Here is a 16,229-nt window from a genome sequence, read left to right as displayed (position 1 = left end):
ACTGGTTGGCGTGAAGGCGTTAGCGTTTCGGTGTCGGGGGTAGGAGGGGTGCCACCCACCCGCTCCCGGCGTGAGAGGAGGCGTAGCCGTACCAACCGGTCGACGCCGAAGGGGTGCTCCCAGGGGCGACCGGATCCGGATCGAAGACCATCCGATCAAGGGAGGTCACGTGGACATCGTGGTCAAGGGCCGAAACGTCGAGGTGCCAGACCATTACCGGGTGCACGTAGCAGAGAAGCTCGCCAAGATCGAACGTTACGACCACAAGATCATTCGGGTCGACGTCGAACTGTTCCACGAACGCAACCCCCGCCAGGCGGACCACTGCCAGCGCGTCGAGATCACCTGCGTGTCGCGCGGACCGGTGGTCCGGGCGGAGGCCTGCACCAACGACTTCTACAGCGCGCTCGACGCCGCCATCGCCAAGCTGGACACCCGGCTACGCCGGGCGGCCGACCGCCGCCGCGTCCACCGGGGACGGCACGCGCCGATCTCCGTCGCCGCCGCCACCGCCGACCTGCCGGTCGCGGACCTCGGGCAGCCCGCGTTCTCCGCCGGCACGTCCACCGCGCTCGCCGAACGCGACGAGGAACCCGACGACCAGCCCTGGCACATCGCGCGGGAAAAGGTGCACCCGGCCCAGCCGATGACCGTCGACGACGCCCTGTTCGAGATGGAACTCGTCGGTCACGACTTCTATCTCTTCCACAACAAGGAGTCCGGCCGCCCCTGCGTGGTCTACCGCCGGCACGCCTACGACTACGGGCTCATCTCCCTCGACCTCTGAGTCCGCCCGCCGGGGGCGCGCTCCGCGCCCCCGGCCCGGTCGGTCAGCCCCCGGCCCGGTCGGTCAGGGACGGTCGGTGGGGAGGAGGGCGTAGAGCAGCGAGTCGACGCGGGTGCCGTCGGGGCCGGGTAGCCGGCCCCGCTGGATCCCCTCCCGGCGGAAACCGACCTTCTCCAGCACCCGTTGCGGCGCCACGTTCTCCGGCCGGCAGCCGGCCCACAACCGGGCGACGCCCACCGTGTCGAACGCCCAGCCGACCAGCAGGCGGACGCCCCGGGTGAGCAGGCCCCGTCCCCGCCAGGCGGGCAGCATGCTCGCGCCGAGCATGGCCTGGCCGGTGCGTGGTTCGTCGTACCGCAGGGCGAGGCCGCCCCCGGCCTCGCCGCTGGTCACGTCGACCACGACCAGGTCCGCCGCGGTGCCGACCAGCCAACTGCTCTCCGCCGTCCGGCACCGCCGCTCGATCTCGGCCCGGGTCGGCGGCTCCGGCGGCACCCGGTTGGCGACCACCTCGGGCAGGGTGTGCAGCCGGTACATCAGGTCCACGTCGTCCGGGCCGACCGGACGCAGCGCGATCACGCCGTCGGTGAGCCCGCCCGGCGGGAGATCCGGCAGGAGCCGGGGGACCGGTCCGGGCGGGTCGTCGGCGAGCCGTACCCAGGCGATCGAGTCGCAGCGCCCGCCGCCGCGCTGCGGGCTGACGGCCCGGCGTACCCCCTCGTGCCGGTAGCCGGCGGCCAGCGCGACCCGCTGGCTCGCCGCGTTCTCCGGATGGGTGAACAGCTCCAGCCGGCTGAGCCCGCTGGCGAGGGCGTGCGCGGTCAGCGCCCGGGTGGCGGCGGTGGCCACGCCCCGGCGGCGGGCCCACGGCGCCACCCAGTAGCCGATCTCCGCCTGCCCGCGCATGGGCACCAGCCGGTCGACGCCCACCGTGCCGAGCAGCCGGTCCGACTCCGGGTCGGCGACGGCGTACGCCGCCCCGCCCCGGGCCCAGGTGGCGGGAGCGCCCTCGGTAAGCCACCAGCGGCCGTCCGCCTCGGTGTACGGGCTGGGCAACGCGTCCAGGAACCGCCGGGTGAGCGGGTCGTTGCAGGCGGCGACCATGTCGGTCAGGTCGTCGTCCCGGTACGGCCGCAGCCGTACCCCGTCGCGCTCGATGACTGGTGCGTCCATGGCGTCCCCCGTCCTCGTCGGTTAGTGGTCAGGCAGATCGGTGGCGGTCACCGCGGCGAGCCAGGCGTCGACCCGGTGGTCCCGGTACTGGATGGCCGCCCGGGAGACGCCCTCGTAGCGGAAGCCGGCCTTCTCAGCGGCCCGCCGGGAGGCGACGTTGCCGACGTTGGCCCGCCACTCGATCCGGGCCAGGCCGAGGGTGGTGAAGCCCCAGGTGGTCAATGCGCCGAGGGCGGCCGACAGGTAGCCGCGACCACGGGCGTGCGGCGCGGCCAGGAAGCCCACGTCGGCCAGGAGCGGGTCCATCCGGGCGATCCGCAGGTCGACGTTGGCCACGTACGCGTCGTCGGCGTCGGCGACCGCGAAGCAGGCGGCCGAACCGTCGGCCCAGCTCGTTCGGTGGTAGGCGAGGTACGCCTCGGCGTGGGAACGCTCGTACGGGTCGGGCACGCTGGTCCAGCGGATGGTCTCCGGGTCCCGGCTGGTGGTGACGAGGGCGTCCATGTCCCGTTCGTCCATCGCCCGAAGTCGCAGCTCGACCGGGCCGACGGTGGCGAACAGTTCGGGGTGCGGTCGGCCGAAGACCGCCGCGCGGCGGGCCTCCAGGGTGCCCGGGCCGGCCGGCCCGGGCGTACCGGGCTCGGGGACCTCGCCGGGCAGCAGCGAACCGATCCAGCCCTCCGCGCTGCCCCCGGGCGCGGGCGCGGCCAGCCGGAGCCGGCCCTCGACCCGGAACCCGGCACGCAGCGCGGCCAGCCGGGAGGCGTGGTTGCCCAGCTCGGCCTGCCAGATGATGCGGCGCAGCTCCAGCCGGTCGAACGCCCACCGGGCCACCGCCCGGGTCGCCCGCGCGGCGAGGTTGCGTCCCCGGGCCCATGGGGCAGTCCAGTAGCCGATCTCGCCGGACCGCAGGGTGTGGTCGATGCTCACCAGCCCGCAGGAGCCGAGCAGCTCACCGCTGCCGGCGTCGCAGACCGCGAAGGGGGTCGACGTGCCGTCCTTCCAGCCCCGGGGGGCGCGGTCGGTCACGAAGCCGTGAGCGTGTTCGGGCAGGTACGGCCGGGGTACGGCAGTCCACCGTTGGATGTCCGGGGCCTGGCAGGCCCGCAGCACGTCGTCGGCGTCGGTCGGCCGCCACGGGCGCAGCAGCAGGCCATCCTCGGTGATCTGCACAGGCTCCACCGGGCCATCGTGCCCGACCGTTCGCGCTGGGCGTAACCGCTTTTCCCCGTGCCATCGCCGTGGTGCGTGCGTTATGTCGGTTTCCGTGGAGGTCACGTACGCCACCAGTGACCATTGGCCCGATGGAACGCCTACGATGGGTCGAGACTGTCTAGGGGAGCGTTGATCCGTGTCGATTCTGGAAAAGGTTCTTCGCGCCGGCGAGGGCCGCATGGTGCGCCGGTTGAAGGCCATCGCCAACGCCGTCAACTCGATCGAGGACGAGTACGTCAACCTCACCGACGACGAGCTGCGCGGCATGACCGACCACTTCAAGGAGCGGATCGCCGACGGGGAGTCCCTCGACGACCTGCTGCCCGAGGCGTTCGCGGTGTGCCGGGAGGCGGCGGCGCGGGTGCTGGGCCAGCGGCCGTACGACGTCCAGGTGATGGGCGGCGCGGCGCTGCACTTCGGCAACATCGCCGAGATGAAGACCGGTGAGGGCAAGACCCTGACCTCGGTCATGCCGGTCTACCTCAACGCACTCTCCGGCAAGGGCGTGCACGTGGTCACGGTCAACGACTACCTCGCCCAGCGGGATGCCGAGTGGATGGGTCGGGTGCACGAGTTCCTCGGCTTGACCGTCGGTGTGGTCCTGCCGAACCGGCCTTCGGTCGAGCACCGGGCCGCGTACGAGTGCGACATCACCTACGGCACGAACAACGAGTTCGGCTTCGACTACCTGCGCGACAACATGGCCTGGTCCAAGGACGACCTGGTCCAGCGCGGCCACAACTTCGCGGTGGTCGACGAGGTCGACTCGATCCTGATCGACGAGGCCCGGACCCCGCTGATCATCTCCGGCCCGGCCGAGCACTCCGCCCGGTGGTACCAGGAGTTCGCCACGGTGGTGGCCCGCCTCCAGTCCGGCAAGGACGGCGAGGGCGACTACGAGGTCGACTACGCCAAGCGCACCATCGCGGTCACCGAGCGCGGCGTGGCCCGGGTCGAGGACCGGCTCGGCATCGACAACCTCTACGAGTCGGTGAACACCCCGCTGGTCGGGTACCTGAACAACGCGATCAAGGCCAAGGAGCTCTACAAGCGCGACAAGGACTACATCGTCAACGACGGTGAGGTCATGATCGTCGACGAGTTCACCGGCCGCATCCTGCACGGCCGCCGCTACAACGAGGGCATGCACCAGGCGATCGAGGCCAAGGAGGGGGTGGAGATCAAGCAGGAGAACCAGACCCTGGCCACCATCACCCTCCAGAACTACTTCCGTCTCTACAGCAAGCTCTCCGGCATGACCGGTACGGCGCAGACCGAGGCGGGCGAGTTCAACAAGGTCTACAAGGTCGGCGTCGTGACCATCCCGACGCACCGGCCGATGGTCCGGCTCGACCGGCCCGACGTGATCTACAAGACCGAGAAGGCCAAGTTCAACGCGGTCGTGGAGGACATCGCCGAGCGGCACGAGCAGGGCCAGCCGGTGCTGGTCGGCACGGTCTCGGTGGAGAACTCCGAGATCCTCTCCCAGCTGCTGCGGCGGCGCGGCATCCCGCACGCGGTGCTGAACGCGAAGTTCCACGCCCGGGAGGCGGAGATCGTCGCCCAGGCCGGCCGGAAGGGCGCGGTCACCGTCGCCACCAACATGGCCGGTCGTGGTACGGACATCCTGCTCGGTGGCAACGCCGAGTTCCTCGCCGCCTCCGAGCTGCGCCAGCGCGGCCTCGACCCGGCCGAGGAGCCGGACGAGTACGCCAAGGCGCTGGAGGAGATCCTGCCCAAGTGGAAGCAGGCGTGCGAGGCCGAGGCCGAGGAGGTCGCCGCCGCCGGTGGCCTCTACGTGCTCGGCACCGAGCGGCACGAGTCGCGCCGGATCGACAACCAGCTTCGCGGCCGGTCCGGCCGGCAGGGCGACCCGGGCGAGTCGCGCTTCTACCTCTCCCTCCAGGACGAGCTGATGAAGCGGTTCCGGGCCGGCGCGGTCGAGGCGGTCATGGAGCGCTTCAACATCCCGGAGGACGTGCCCATCGAGTCGAAGATGGTCACCCGCCAGATCAAGAGCGCGCAGGCCCAGATCGAGGGCCAGAACGCCGAGATCCGCAAGAACGTCCTCAAGTACGACGAGGTCATGGACAAGCAGCGGCAGGTGGTCTACGCCGAGCGGCTGCGCGTGCTCAACGGGGAGGACCTCTCCGACCAGGTACGCAACATGATCGACGACGTCGTCGGGGCGTACGTGGTGGGGGCCACCAGCGAGGGGTACGCCGAGGACTGGGACCTCGAACAGCTCTGGACGAACCTCAAGCAGCTCTACCCGGTCGGCGTGACCATCGACGATCTGGAGGAGGAGGTCGGCGGCTCGCGGGCCAGCTTCGACCAGGACTTCCTGGTCAGCCAGCTCAAGGAGGACGCGAACGCCGCGTACGACCGCCGCGAGGAAACCCTCGGCGAGGAGGCGGTGCGCCAACTGGAGCGGATGGTCCTGCTCCAGGTGATCGACCGTAAGTGGCGTGAGCACCTCTACGAGATGGACTACCTCCAAGAGGGCATCAGCCTGCGGGCGTACGCCCAGCGCGACCCGGTGGTGGAGTACCAGCGCGAGGGCTTCGACATGTTCGCCACCATGATGGAAGGCATCAAGGAGGAGACGGTCGGCTTCCTCTACAACCTGGAGGTCCAGGTCGAGGAGCCCACGCCGGAGCCGGAGCAGGTCCAGTTGCTGGAGAAGCCGGTCGAGATTCGGGCCAAGGGCCTCAACCGGGCCCCGCAGCAGCAGGGCCTCCAGTACTCCGCGCCGACCATCGACGGAGAGGCCGGCGCGGGTGCGGTGGCCGTGGAACGGCCGGAGGAGGAGCCCCGCCAGTCCGCCCCGGCGCTGGGCGTGGGCGGGCCGACGCCGAAGCGTCCCGCGCCGTCACGTCCGTCGGCCGGCCTGCGCGGCCCCGCCCCGGCACCGAGCGCCCGCCGGGCGGACACCGGCCAGGCCGAGGGAAGCAACGGCCCGTCCCGGAACGCGCCCTGCCCGTGTGGTTCCGGCCGGAAGTACAAGCGCTGCCACGGCTCGCCCAACGGCGGCAACTGACCAGCGAGCACGTCCCGAGGGGCGCCCACCGTACGCGGTGGGCGCCCCTCGCGGCGTGTTCGGGCCGGGCCCGTGGGCCGCTGGCCGGCGTCCCACGGTTTCTGTCGATCTCGTCGGCGCGGGCCGGTGGTCGGCCGACCCCTGCCGGCCGCCGGTCGGTTCGCGGCCCATGCCACGGCCGGTCGGTTCGCGGCCCATGCCACGGCCGGTCGGGTCAAAGGATCTGGAGGAAGGCGCAGATCCAGCCGGGGCCGCGCCGCTCCAGGCGCACGGCCATCGCCCAACTGCGCCCGTTCGGGGCGGCGATCACGGCAGCGGCCTCGATCACGGCCGGCTGCGGCTGACACACCCGCAGCCGGCGCAGTCGCACCACGGGCCGGCTGGCCCGCCGCCGTACCGGCCCGAGCCGGGCGGTGGCCACGGCGAGTTGCTCCAGCACGGTGGTCGTCCGCAGTGGGTCGGTGAGCGGCCGGAGTTGGCCGGGCGGGCGGTAGCCGTTGACGACCTCGAGGCAGGTGCCGACGAAGCGGTGCGCCGCGCGGTGCGCCTCCGGGGTGGCCGTGGCGGACGACCCGGCGGGGGTGGCCGGTCGGGACGGGTGCGGCCCGGTGGGGCGCTGGGCCGGTCGTCCAGCGGGCCGGCCCCGACCGGGTCGGCCGGCGTCGACCAGGTCGAGGGCGAGCTGGGCGGCGGTGGGGCGGGGCCACAGGTCGGTGAGCTGGTCGTCGGCGAGCGGCGGCTCCAGGGGCGGCGCGGGGCGCAGGCGGACCGGGGGACGAGGTGACACCGGGCGGCGGGAGTCGGCCATCGGATTCCCCCTGATTCCTTCGTTTGCCTACGTTTGCCTACGACAGGCTTTCATTTTCGGGCATGGAGCGGCCCCGGTCAATGTCCCTCGGTGATCGAGGCGTTACTCGTTGCCGTCGCGCTCGGAGAGCGGGTTGGCCTGCACCCATTCGGCGGTTTCGACGTACTTGCGCTCGATGTACTCCTCGAGTCGGGCGCGTTCCACCCGCCACTGCCCCCGGCCACCGATCTTGATGGCGGGCAGCTCTCCGCTGCGGACCATGTGGTAGATCTGCGAGTCGGACACGTTGAGTTCGGCTGCCACGTCGGACAGCTGTAGGAACCTCGGTTCCATCTCGGACCCCTCACGTTGACCGCGTTCGCCTCAGTTTGCCACCGGTCGGCCCCAACGCGCACCGGTCGGCCCCATGGCGTACGGGCGTGGCTCCGGGGTGGCTTTTCCGCCGGTCGCCCCGGGTGTACTACGGTCACGGCGTCCGGCACGGCCGGCGTCCCGGCCGGGTCATCGGCCGGCATCGAGCGGGGAGGAAGACGTGACCGACGACCTTGTCCGGGTGTACGTGCCGGCGACCGTGCCGATGCTGGCCCGGCTGCACGACGAGGGCCTGGCGGCCGGGACGGCGCACGCGGTCACCCCCGGCCTGCGCGAGTGGTACGCCGAGGGCGACGAGGAGGAGCTGGAGTACGTGGCCTTCACCCGGGCCGCCCAGGACGCGCTGCGGCTGCTGCGGGACGATCCCTCGGCACCCCGGCGGCGGGTGGTGGTCTCGGTGGACGTGCCCGCCGCCGCGCTCGGCCGGCCCGACGGCGAACTCGGCTCCAGCACCGTCCAGTTGACCGGATCCGTCGAGACGCGGGCGGTGGCCGCCCTGCACGTCGACGGGGCGGAGGCGACCGGGGACGTGGCCGCCGCCGTGGAGGTCGTCGACCAGGCGCTGGCCGGCGACCCGGACGCCCAGTTCACCGTGGACGGCACGGAGGACCACGAGCTGGAGTGGTACGACCCGTCCGAGCTGGACCTGCTCCTGCGTACCGTGGCCTAGCCCGACGCCCCCCGGCGGTCAGTCGTCGGCCGGGTCGGCGTCGTCCTCGTCGTCGGCGCGGGCCGGGCCGAGCGTACGGCCGAAGGCGATCAACGCGGTCAGCGCGCCCACGAAGAGCACCCAGATGCCGTTGTCGATCCGGGACGTGCCCAGGGTGGTCTGGGCCACCGCGTCCGCCTCGCTGAGGGCGGCGGCGAGGTCGAGCAGCGAGCGTCCGCCGATCCGGAGGATCACCTCGGTGAGCAGCAGCAGCAGACCTGGTCCGGCCCCGGCCACCAGGTACGCCGGCCACCGCTCGGCCGGCGCGTCCGGGTCCCGCCGCAGCGTCCGGCGGCGGGCCAGGCGGAGGTAGCCGAAGGCGACGACCCCGGCCACCAGCCCGACGAGGAGGGACTCGGTGCGGGAGACCCAGCGGGCCGCGTCGACCATGGCCTCCTGGGTGCCGTCGCCCCCGTAGAGCCCGAAGAGCGGGTCGCGGACCCGGCTGAACGCCACCACGAAGACCAGGACAGCCAGGGCGGCGGTGACCACGGCACCGACCGCCGGGGTGTGGCGGGCACCGGCCAGCGCGCCGCCGACGACGGCCGCCGCGGCGGTGGTGCCGGCGATCACGTTCGTGGTGGCGTTGTCGGCGTAGAAGAGGTTGATCGACACTGCGGTGAGCAGCCCGACGAGCAGGCCGGCTCCGGTGGCCGTGACGAAGCGCAGGGTGGCCCGGTCGACGCCCCGACGGGCGAGCAGGTTGGTCACCGCCAGCGCGACCCCGCCTCCGGCGACCAGTGCCGCCGAGATGACCCCGGGCAGCGCGTACGCGGAGAGGCTGACCGCCGTGACGCCGGCCTGCGCGGAGGTGATCGCCGCCCGGGTGGACCACAGCATCGCGGCCAGCCAGCCGAGCGCGACCAGCGCGAGGACGACGGCCGCCGGGGCGAGTCCGGGCGGGCCCGCCGGGGCGACGGTCTCCCCGGTCGACGGGGCGGTCTCCCCGGTCGACGGGCCGTCGACCGGCTGGTCCGGGTCCGCGGCCGTCGAGCTGCCGGGCTGCTGGGTCATCGTCTTCCCTTCGACGCGAACGCGCGCCAGCTTCCCGCCACCGACGGGCACGGGTACGGGAGGGTGGCGAGCGGGTCACCGGCTCCCCAGGGTACGCGCCCGCCCTGCGGGCCGACCCGGGTGTGAGCAGGGGTCCCCTGTTACCGCTTTTTGCCGAGCAGGGGACCCCTGCATCCACCTCGGGCGGGTGGGACGTGGTGGCGCTAGGTGGGCGGGTGTGGCCGTGGGAGAATCCCGGCAGGTCCCGTCGCCGCGACCCGGTGAGGCGCCATGCCCGGTTTCCGGCCGTCCGGTCGGTGGCCGCGGGTCCGGTTTCGCCACCGCCGTCGAGATCGCCAGGAGCTGTGATGGACGCCGTGTTCTCCGTACCCGAACCGCGTAACGAGCCGGTACGCGCCTACGAGCCGGGCGGTGCCGACCGGGAACGGCTCCAACGGCGGCTCACCGAGCTGGCCGCCGAACGGCTGGACCTGACCATGACCATCGCCGGTGAGCAGCGGATGGCCGGTGGCGAGCGGATCGACGTGGTGCAGCCGCACCGGCACGGGCACGTGCTGGGGGTCACCGCGCACGCCGACCACGCCGACGCGCGAGCGGCGGTCAAGGCGTCCCTGGACGCGGCCCCGATGTGGCGGGCGCTGCCGTTCGAGGAGCGGGCCGCGATCTTCCTGCGCGCGGCGGAACTGCTCGCCGGCCCGTGGCGGGACACCCTCAACGCGGCCACCATGCTAGGCCAGTCGAAGACGGTGATCCAGGCCGAGATCGACTCGGCCTGCGAGTTCGTCGACTTTCTCCGGTACAACGTGCACTTCGCACGGAAGTTGCTGGAGGAGCAGCCGGCGTCGTCGCCGGGGGTGTGGAACCGCTTCGACCACCGCCCGCTGGAGGGCTTCGTCTACGCGATCACCCCGTTCAACTTCACCGCGATCGCCGGCAACCTGCCCTCGGCCCCGGCGCTGCTCGGCAACACCGTGGTCTGGAAGCCCGCGCCGACCCAGCAGCTCGCGGCGCACTTCACCATGCGCCTGTTCGAGGCGGCCGGCCTGCCGCCCGGTGTGATCAACATGGTCACCGGGCGCGGTGAGGAGGTCTCCGAGGTGGTCCTCGCCGACCCTGACCTGGCCGGCATCCACTTCACCGGCTCGACCAAGGTGTTCCAGCACCTCTGGCGGACCGTCGGCGACAACATCGCCCGGTACCGGGGCTACCCCCGGCTGGTCGGCGAGACCGGCGGCAAGGACTTCGTGGTGGCGCACTCCAGTGCCGACGTGGACGCGCTGCACACTGCCCTGATCCGGGGCGCCTACGAGTACCAGGGGCAGAAGTGCTCGGCGGCGTCGCGGGCGTACGTCCCCCGCTCCATCTGGGAGGGCGGGCTGCGGGACCGACTGGCCGCCACCGCCGAGTCGCTGACCTACGGCGACGTGACCGACTTCGCGAACTTCGGCGGCGCGGTGATCGACTCGAGGGCGTTCGACCGGCACACCGCCGCGTTGGATCTGATCTCCTCTGACGACAGTTGCCGGGTCCTGGCAGGTGGCACCGCCGACGACTCGGTGGGCTGGTTCGTCCGGCCGACGCTCTTCGAGTGCACCGACGGCACGCACGAGACCTTCACCACCGAGTACTTCGGTCCGATCCTCGGCGTGCACGTCTTCGACGACGCCCGCTTCGACGACGTGGTCGCCCAGGCCGAGTCGGTGGCCCCGTACGCGCTGACCGGGTCGATCTTCGCCACCGACCGCCGGGTGGTGGACGCGGTCGCGGAGAAGATGCGGTACGCGGCCGGCAACTTCTACGTCAACGACAAGCCGACCGGCGCGGTGGTCGGGCAGCAGCCGTTCGGGGGTGCCCGGGCCAGCGGCACCAACGACAAGGCCGGCTCCTGGCACAACCTGGTCCGCTGGATGTCGCCGAGGACCATCAAGGAGACTTTCGTCCCACCGACGGATCACACCTACCCGCACATGGGCTGAGACCGACCGGGCGCGAGGCGCCCGAAGGCACCATCCCGACGGGCCCCGTTCCGCCGACCGACGGCGGTGACGGGGCCTTCGGCATGCCACCGGAGTCACGCGGCGAGGAGGAATCTGGTTGAAAACGGACAGGCGATCGAGGAAATCCTGTACCCTGCGTAACCAGATGATCATATGAGTAGCCGTTCTCCAGTTCCTCAAAAACATCGACCATCCCGAACGGACTGTCGTGCGCCGACAGTGCACAAAGGAAGTCGCGGGACGTGCTGATTGGGCGAAATCCTGGACGCAGGGTCAGCAAAGTGGCAGCGTAATGGGCATGGCGGAATCCGGAATCAACCCCACAGCGGCGGCCCTGCTCGGGCTGCTCCACGAGGGTCCCATGACAGGCGGCCAACTGATGGCCGCCGCCGAGCGCCGACTGGCGCCCTACTGGTCGATGACCCGCAGTCAGGTCTACCGAGAGTTGCCGGTACTGGCCGAGCGCGGACTCGTGCGGATGGGCAAGCCCGGTCCGCGCTCCAGCCAGCCCTACGCGATCACCCCGTCCGGGAAGCGGACGTTCTCCCGGTGGCTGACGGAGGGACCGGGCAAGGACACCATCCGCAACCCGGTCGCGCTGCGGATCGCCTTCGGCGAACTGCACTCGGCCAGCCAGCTCCGTACCCTTTACACCTCCGCGAACGAGTACCACACCGAGGCCCTGGCGAACGTTCGCGAGCAGGCACGCAACGCCAAGAAAGACGGTGCCGCCTTCGACGCGAGCGCCCTGGAGTTCGCGGTCGCGTACCACAAGGCCGCGCTCTCCTGGCTGAAGAACGCCCCGGTCCCCGGCTGAGCCGATCCGCCGCCGGCCCCACCCGGAACCGACGCGCACCAGCCCACCACCCACCCGTACGACGCCGCTGGCCCACCCCCACGACCGGGGGCGGACAGGCCTGCCACGCCCCCGGCTGGCTGCTTTCCGTCCCGACCGCGGGGCACGCGGGCCTGTCGCCGTCTGCGCCGGTACGCTTGGCTGTCGTGACCGCTGCCGATTACGCCGAACAGCTCAAGGAACTCGACGCGACCCTGCGCAACATCGAGGCCGTCCTCAACCTCGACCGGTTGCGTGAGGAAAAGGTCCGGCTCGAGCAGGAGGCCTCCGCGCCGGACCTGTGGGACGACCAGGCCCGTGCCCAGCAGGTGACCTCGCAGCTGTCGTACGTCAACGGCGAGATCAGCAAGCTGGGCAGCCTGCGGTCCCGACTCGACGACGCCCGCGTCCTGTTGGAGCTGGCCGAGGCCGAGTCGGACTCCAGCGTGCTCGGTGAGGTGGAGACCGAGATCTCCGGACTGGGCAAGGCCATTCAGGAGATGGAGGTCCGGACCCTGCTCTCCGGGGAGTACGACTCCCGGGAGGCGCTGGTGGCGATCCGGGCCGGGGCCGGCGGCGTGGACGCGGCGGACTTCGCCGAGATGCTGCTGCGCATGTACCTGCGCTGGGCCGAGCGGCACGGCTACTCGACCGAGGTGTACGAGACCTCGTACGCCGAGGAGGCCGGGCTGAAGTCGGCCACGTTCGCGGTGAAGGTCCCGTACGCGTACGGGACCCTCAGCGTCGAGTCCGGCACCCACCGGCTGGTCCGGATCAGCCCCTTCGACAACCAGGGGCGGCGGCAGACCAGCTTCGCCGGGGTCGAGGTGCTCCCGGTGGTGGAGCAGACCGACCACATCGACATCCCCGAGAACGAGATGCGGATCGACGTCTACCGGTCCTCCGGGCCGGGCGGGCAGAGCGTGAACACCACCGACTCGGCGGTGCGGATCACCCACATCCCGACCGGCATCGTGGTGACCTGCCAGAACGAGAAGTCCCAGCTCCAGAACAAGGCGTCCGCGATGCGGGTACTCCAGGCCCGGCTGCTGGAGCGCAAGCGCCAGGAGGAGCAGGCCAAGCTGGAGGGGCTCAAGACCGACGCCGCCGGCTCGTGGGGCGACCAGATGCGGTCGTACGTCCTGCACCCGTATCAGATGGTGAAGGATCTGCGTACCGAGCACGAGACCGGCAATCCGACCTCGGTCTTCGACGGTGAACTGGACGCCTTCATCGAGGCGGGCATCCGGTGGCGCAAGCAGCGGCAACTCGCTGCTGACAATGCGTGATCGAATCGGGGCGGAGCGCGTTGATCGATTGGCGCGTAACCTACTAAATTGATGACACCGGCCTCATCGGCGGGGCGTGGAAGACGTCCCGCCGGTCACACGGCGTAGACTCCCTCTCCGTGATTCAGCTTGAGCAAGTGACGAAGACGTACCCGAAGGCGTCCCGCCCGTCGCTCGACAACGTGTCGGTCTCGATCGAAAAGGGCGAGTTCGTCTTCTTCATCGGCCCCTCTGGCTCCGGCAAGTCCACGATCATCAAGCTTTTGCTGCACGAGGTCACCCCGAACAAGGGGCGGGTCATCGTGAACGCCAAGGACGTCACGTCCATGCGGTCCTGGAAGCGGCCGCAGTTCCGGCGCTCCATCGGCTGCGTGTTCCAGGACTTCCGGCTGCTGCCCAACCGCACGGCGTACGAGAACGTGGCGTTCGCCCTCGAGGTGATCGGGAAGACCAAGGCAGTCGCCCGCCGGGTCGTGCCGGAGGTGCTGGAGCTGGTCGGTCTCGGCGGCAAGGAGCACCGCTACCCGCACGAGCTCTCCGGTGGTGAGCAGCAGCGGGTCGCGGTGGCGCGGGCGTTCGTGAACCGGCCGCTGATCCTGCTGGCCGACGAGCCGACCGGAAACCTGGACCCGGACACCTCCATCGAGATCATGCGCCTGCTGGACCGGATCAACCGCACCGGCACAACGGTCGTGATGGTCACGCACGACTCCAACATCGTCAACCAGATGCGGCGCCGGGTCGTCGAGATCGAGAGTGGTCGCATCGTGCGAGACCAGGCCCGCGGCGTCTACGGCTGAGCCTGTTCGCTCGCCCTGCCCCCGGGGCGGGCCCGTGGCTCGCCGCCTGCCGAACGAAGGCCCCTGCGGCCCGCCGCCCGATCTGATGACGAACACTTGCCGGAGAGCCGGAGGAATCCCCGATGCGCTTTAAATACGTCCTGTCCGAGGTACTGGTCGGACTGTGGCGCAACGTGACCATGACCATCGCCATGATCATTACGATGGCGGTGTCGCTGACCATGCTCGGCGCCAGCGGTCTGATGTACCGCCAGGTCGCCGACATGAAGGACCTGTACTACGAGAACATCGAGGTCTCGATCTTCCTGAAGGCCGACGTGCCCGCCGAACAGCGGGACGCGCTCCGGGCCGAGCTGGAGAGCGACCCGCTGGTCGACGAGGTCGTCTACGTCAACAAGGACGAGGCGTACCAGCGTTTCCAGCAGATGTTCCAGGACGCTCCGGACCTGGTCGGCGCCGTCCAGGCGGACGTGCTGCCCGAGTCGTTCCGACTCAAGCTGACCAACCCCCAGGAGTACCGGTCGATCTACGACCAGTACAAGGACACCGAGGGGGTCGACGAGATCGTCGACCAGAGCGCGCTGCTCGACAAGATCTTCAACATCCTGACCGCGATCCAGAACATCGCGCTTGCCGCCGCCGCCGTGATGGCCATCGCGGCCCTGCTCCTGGTCGCCAACACGATCCAGGTCGCCGCGTACAGCAAGCGGCGTGAGGTTGCGGTCATGAAGCTCGTCGGCGCGTCCAACTGGTTCATCCAGGCGCCGTTCGTGCTCGAGGCCGTGGTCGCCGGTCTGATCGGTTCGCTGCTCGGCCTGCTCGCCCTGATCGGAGCGAAACAGTTCGTCTTCGACGGATCGTTGCAGTCCCTCCAGGGGCTGCTCTCCCCGGTCAGTTGGGGCGACATCCTGATCATGTTCCCGATAATGGCGGGCGTGGGTGGCCTGGTCAGCGCGGTCACCGCGTGGGTCACGCTCCGCTTCTACCTGCGGGTCTAGTTACGGTACGGGTCATCTCCGGGCGGTGAAGGACCCTCCGGCACCGGGAACAAATGGTGCCGGAGGGTCCTTTCCGTTCAGGTAACATGGGCGGGCTGTCCGCCGGGTCGATCATGGAAGGGGTGTGGGCCGATGCCACGGGAGAAGGGGCGCAAGGTCGTCGCCTCCAACCGCCGGGCCCGGCACGACTACAGCGTCCTCGACACGTACGAGGCGGGCATGGCGCTGACCGGTACGGAGGTGAAGTCGCTGCGCGCGGGTCGCGCGTCACTGGTGGACGCGTTCGCCCAGGAGCGCGACGGCGAACTGTTCCTGCACGGCATGCACATCCCGGAGTACGTCCAGGGCACCTGGACCAACCACGAGCCCCGGCGGACCCGGAAGCTGCTGCTCAAGCGCCTGGAGATCGACCGGCTGCTCGGCAAGACCCGGGAGGACGGTCTCACCCTGGTGCCGTTGCAGGTCTACTTCTCCGACGGCTGGGCCAAGGTCGAGATCGCGCTGGTCAAGGGCAAGAAGGCGTACGACAAGCGCCAGGACCTGGCCAAGCGGGACGCGGACCGGGAGATCAACCGGGCGCTGGGTCGGCGAAGCAAGGGCATGGGTGAGTGATTCATCCCATTTGTCCGGCTCGCCAGTAGGGCCGGGGCTCGGGATGAAACCCGTTGCGGGAGGCGTTAGGCTTGGTGGAGCTGCCGACAGGGGCAGCCACTCAAGGGGGTGACAGGTTTCGACTTCGTGCGTGGCGTCAGGGGAAGCGAGCCGAGGAAGCCGACGTCGTCTCGTGAATCGGTCGTCGGAAACCAATAAGCGCCAAGAACAATCGCGCTGACTTCGCTCTCGCCGCCTGAGGCGAGTAGTGAGTCTGTCGGCCTGGGAGCGCCTTCGACCCAGTTAGCCGGCATCAGCTAGAAGGCTGGCCAACCGGACCCGGTCGCGGGGTCCGTGCGGCGAGATTAATCAGCGACTGGGCCCGTCACACCGACTCGCTCGCGTGATCGGAGGGGCCGAGTAGAGGCACAGCGAGCTGCGCTCGGAGAAGCCCTGACAAGGCGGCGAAGGACCCGGGTTCGATTCCCGGCACCTCCACCAGCCATGATGCGCCCCGGTCCCCAGGGACCGGGGCGCATCGCTGTCTGCCCCCGAGAGCTGTCTGCCCCCGAGAGCCGTCCGTCCCCGAGGGCCGTCTGTC

Annotated in this window: 14 protein-coding genes and 1 other RNA gene; 10 read left to right on the top strand and 5 right to left on the bottom strand. The window is 70.7% G+C overall.

The features are described 5' to 3' along the window. Positions 1–169 precede the first annotated feature (169 nt). Entirely contained in the window at positions 170–787 is a 618-nt protein-coding gene (gene hpf, locus GA0074692_RS19865) for a ribosome hibernation-promoting factor, HPF/YfiA family (RefSeq protein ID WP_091646706.1), read from the top strand. A gap of 63 nt (positions 788–850) precedes the next feature. Here the strand turns inward: hpf and GA0074692_RS19860 are convergent, their stop codons facing one another. Together GA0074692_RS19860 and GA0074692_RS19855 are read right to left on the bottom strand one after the other, a co-directional pair. Then, the gene (locus GA0074692_RS19860) at positions 851–1,960 is read right to left on the bottom strand and encodes a GNAT family N-acetyltransferase (protein ID WP_091646705.1); all 1,110 of its coding nucleotides are present in this window, start codon (positions 1,958–1,960) and stop codon (positions 851–853) included. 21 nt (positions 1,961–1,981) lie between these two features. Beyond that, positions 1,982–3,142: a GNAT family N-acetyltransferase gene (locus GA0074692_RS19855; protein WP_091646704.1), complete on the bottom strand. Its 1,161-nt coding sequence runs from the start codon at positions 3,140–3,142 to the stop codon at positions 1,982–1,984. Between the two features lie 169 nt (positions 3,143–3,311). On the opposite strand from GA0074692_RS19855, the gene secA reads away from it, so the two are divergent. Next, the gene (secA, locus tag GA0074692_RS19850) at positions 3,312–6,215 is read left to right on the top strand and encodes a preprotein translocase subunit SecA (protein WP_091646703.1); all 2,904 of its coding nucleotides are present in this window, start codon (positions 3,312–3,314) and stop codon (positions 6,213–6,215) included. A gap of 214 nt (positions 6,216–6,429) precedes the next feature. Here secA and GA0074692_RS19845 read toward each other — a convergent pair whose 3' ends face one another. Further along, positions 6,430–7,023 carry an Rv3235 family protein gene (locus tag GA0074692_RS19845; protein ID WP_091646702.1) on the bottom strand — a complete coding sequence of 198 codons (594 nt, stop codon included), beginning with the start codon at positions 7,021–7,023 and terminating at the stop codon, positions 6,430–6,432. 102 nt (positions 7,024–7,125) lie between these two features. Continuing rightward, positions 7,126–7,356 carry a helix-turn-helix domain-containing protein gene (locus GA0074692_RS19840; protein ID WP_091646701.1) on the bottom strand — a complete coding sequence of 77 codons (231 nt, stop codon included), beginning with the start codon at positions 7,354–7,356 and terminating at the stop codon, positions 7,126–7,128. A 199-nt stretch (positions 7,357–7,555) separates the two neighbouring features. On the opposite strand from GA0074692_RS19840, the gene GA0074692_RS19835 reads away from it, so the two are divergent. Beyond that, positions 7,556–8,065, top strand: a complete 510-nt coding sequence (locus GA0074692_RS19835; RefSeq protein ID WP_091646700.1) for a DUF6912 family protein — start codon at positions 7,556–7,558, stop codon at positions 8,063–8,065. Positions 8,066–8,083: 18 nt separating this feature from the next. Here GA0074692_RS19835 and GA0074692_RS19830 read toward each other — a convergent pair whose 3' ends face one another. Beyond that, complete coding sequence (locus GA0074692_RS19830) at positions 8,084–9,118, bottom strand: hypothetical protein (RefSeq protein WP_091646699.1); 1,035 nt, start codon at positions 9,116–9,118, stop codon at positions 8,084–8,086. A 347-nt stretch (positions 9,119–9,465) separates the two neighbouring features. On the opposite strand from GA0074692_RS19830, the gene pruA reads away from it, so the two are divergent. From pruA to ssrA, 7 genes are all read left to right on the top strand, one after another. Beyond that, a complete protein-coding gene (gene pruA, locus GA0074692_RS19825; RefSeq protein ID WP_091646698.1) occupies positions 9,466–11,094 on the top strand; it encodes an L-glutamate gamma-semialdehyde dehydrogenase in 1,629 nt (542 codons plus the stop codon). Positions 11,095–11,413: 319 nt separating this feature from the next. Continuing rightward, positions 11,414–11,932, top strand: coding sequence for a PadR family transcriptional regulator (locus tag GA0074692_RS19820; RefSeq protein WP_091653779.1), 519 nt, complete (start codon positions 11,414–11,416; stop codon positions 11,930–11,932). Between the two features lie 185 nt (positions 11,933–12,117). After that, a complete protein-coding gene (prfB, locus tag GA0074692_RS19815) occupies positions 12,118–13,239 on the top strand; it encodes a peptide chain release factor 2 (RefSeq protein WP_091646697.1) in 1,122 nt (373 codons plus the stop codon). A gap of 119 nt (positions 13,240–13,358) precedes the next feature. Then, positions 13,359–14,039: a cell division ATP-binding protein FtsE gene (ftsE, locus tag GA0074692_RS19810; RefSeq protein ID WP_091646696.1), complete on the top strand. Its 681-nt coding sequence runs from the start codon at positions 13,359–13,361 to the stop codon at positions 14,037–14,039. 122 nt (positions 14,040–14,161) lie between these two features. After that, positions 14,162–15,037: a permease-like cell division protein FtsX gene (ftsX, locus tag GA0074692_RS19805; protein WP_091646695.1), complete on the top strand. Its 876-nt coding sequence runs from the start codon at positions 14,162–14,164 to the stop codon at positions 15,035–15,037. 132 nt (positions 15,038–15,169) lie between these two features. Continuing rightward, the gene (gene smpB, locus GA0074692_RS19800) at positions 15,170–15,649 is read left to right on the top strand and encodes an SsrA-binding protein SmpB (RefSeq protein ID WP_091646694.1); all 480 of its coding nucleotides are present in this window, start codon (positions 15,170–15,172) and stop codon (positions 15,647–15,649) included. 104 nt (positions 15,650–15,753) lie between these two features. Further along, positions 15,754–16,129, top strand: a transfer-messenger RNA (tmRNA) gene (gene ssrA / locus GA0074692_RS19795). Positions 16,130–16,229: the final 100 nt, after the last annotated feature.

Source organism: Micromonospora pallida (assembly GCF_900090325.1).
Classification (GTDB): Bacteria; Actinomycetota; Actinomycetes; order Mycobacteriales; family Micromonosporaceae; genus Micromonospora; species Micromonospora pallida.
The sequence above is the reverse complement of the archived record's forward strand: the minus strand, read 5'-3'. Positions and strand labels throughout refer to the sequence as shown.

Bases quoted from the DNA above. Each gene is read 5' to 3' on its own strand.
- GA0074692_RS19860 (WP_091646705.1), bottom strand. From the start codon at position 1,960: ATGGACGCACCAGTCATCGAGCGCGACGGGGTACGGCTGCGGCCGTAC.
- GA0074692_RS19845 (WP_091646702.1), bottom strand. From the start codon at position 7,023: ATGGCCGACTCCCGCCGCCCGGTGTCACCTCGTCCCCCGGTCCGCCTG.
- ftsX (WP_091646695.1), top strand. From the start codon at position 14,162: ATGCGCTTTAAATACGTCCTGTCCGAGGTACTGGTCGGACTGTGGCGC.
- GA0074692_RS19820 (WP_091653779.1), top strand. From the start codon at position 11,414: ATGGCGGAATCCGGAATCAACCCCACAGCGGCGGCCCTGCTCGGGCTG.
- smpB (WP_091646694.1), top strand. From the start codon at position 15,170: ATGCCACGGGAGAAGGGGCGCAAGGTCGTCGCCTCCAACCGCCGGGCC.
- pruA (WP_091646698.1), top strand. From the start codon at position 9,466: ATGGACGCCGTGTTCTCCGTACCCGAACCGCGTAACGAGCCGGTACGC.
- GA0074692_RS19840 (WP_091646701.1), bottom strand. From the start codon at position 7,356: ATGGAACCGAGGTTCCTACAGCTGTCCGACGTGGCAGCCGAACTCAAC.
- GA0074692_RS19830 (WP_091646699.1), bottom strand. From the start codon at position 9,118: ATGACCCAGCAGCCCGGCAGCTCGACGGCCGCGGACCCGGACCAGCCG.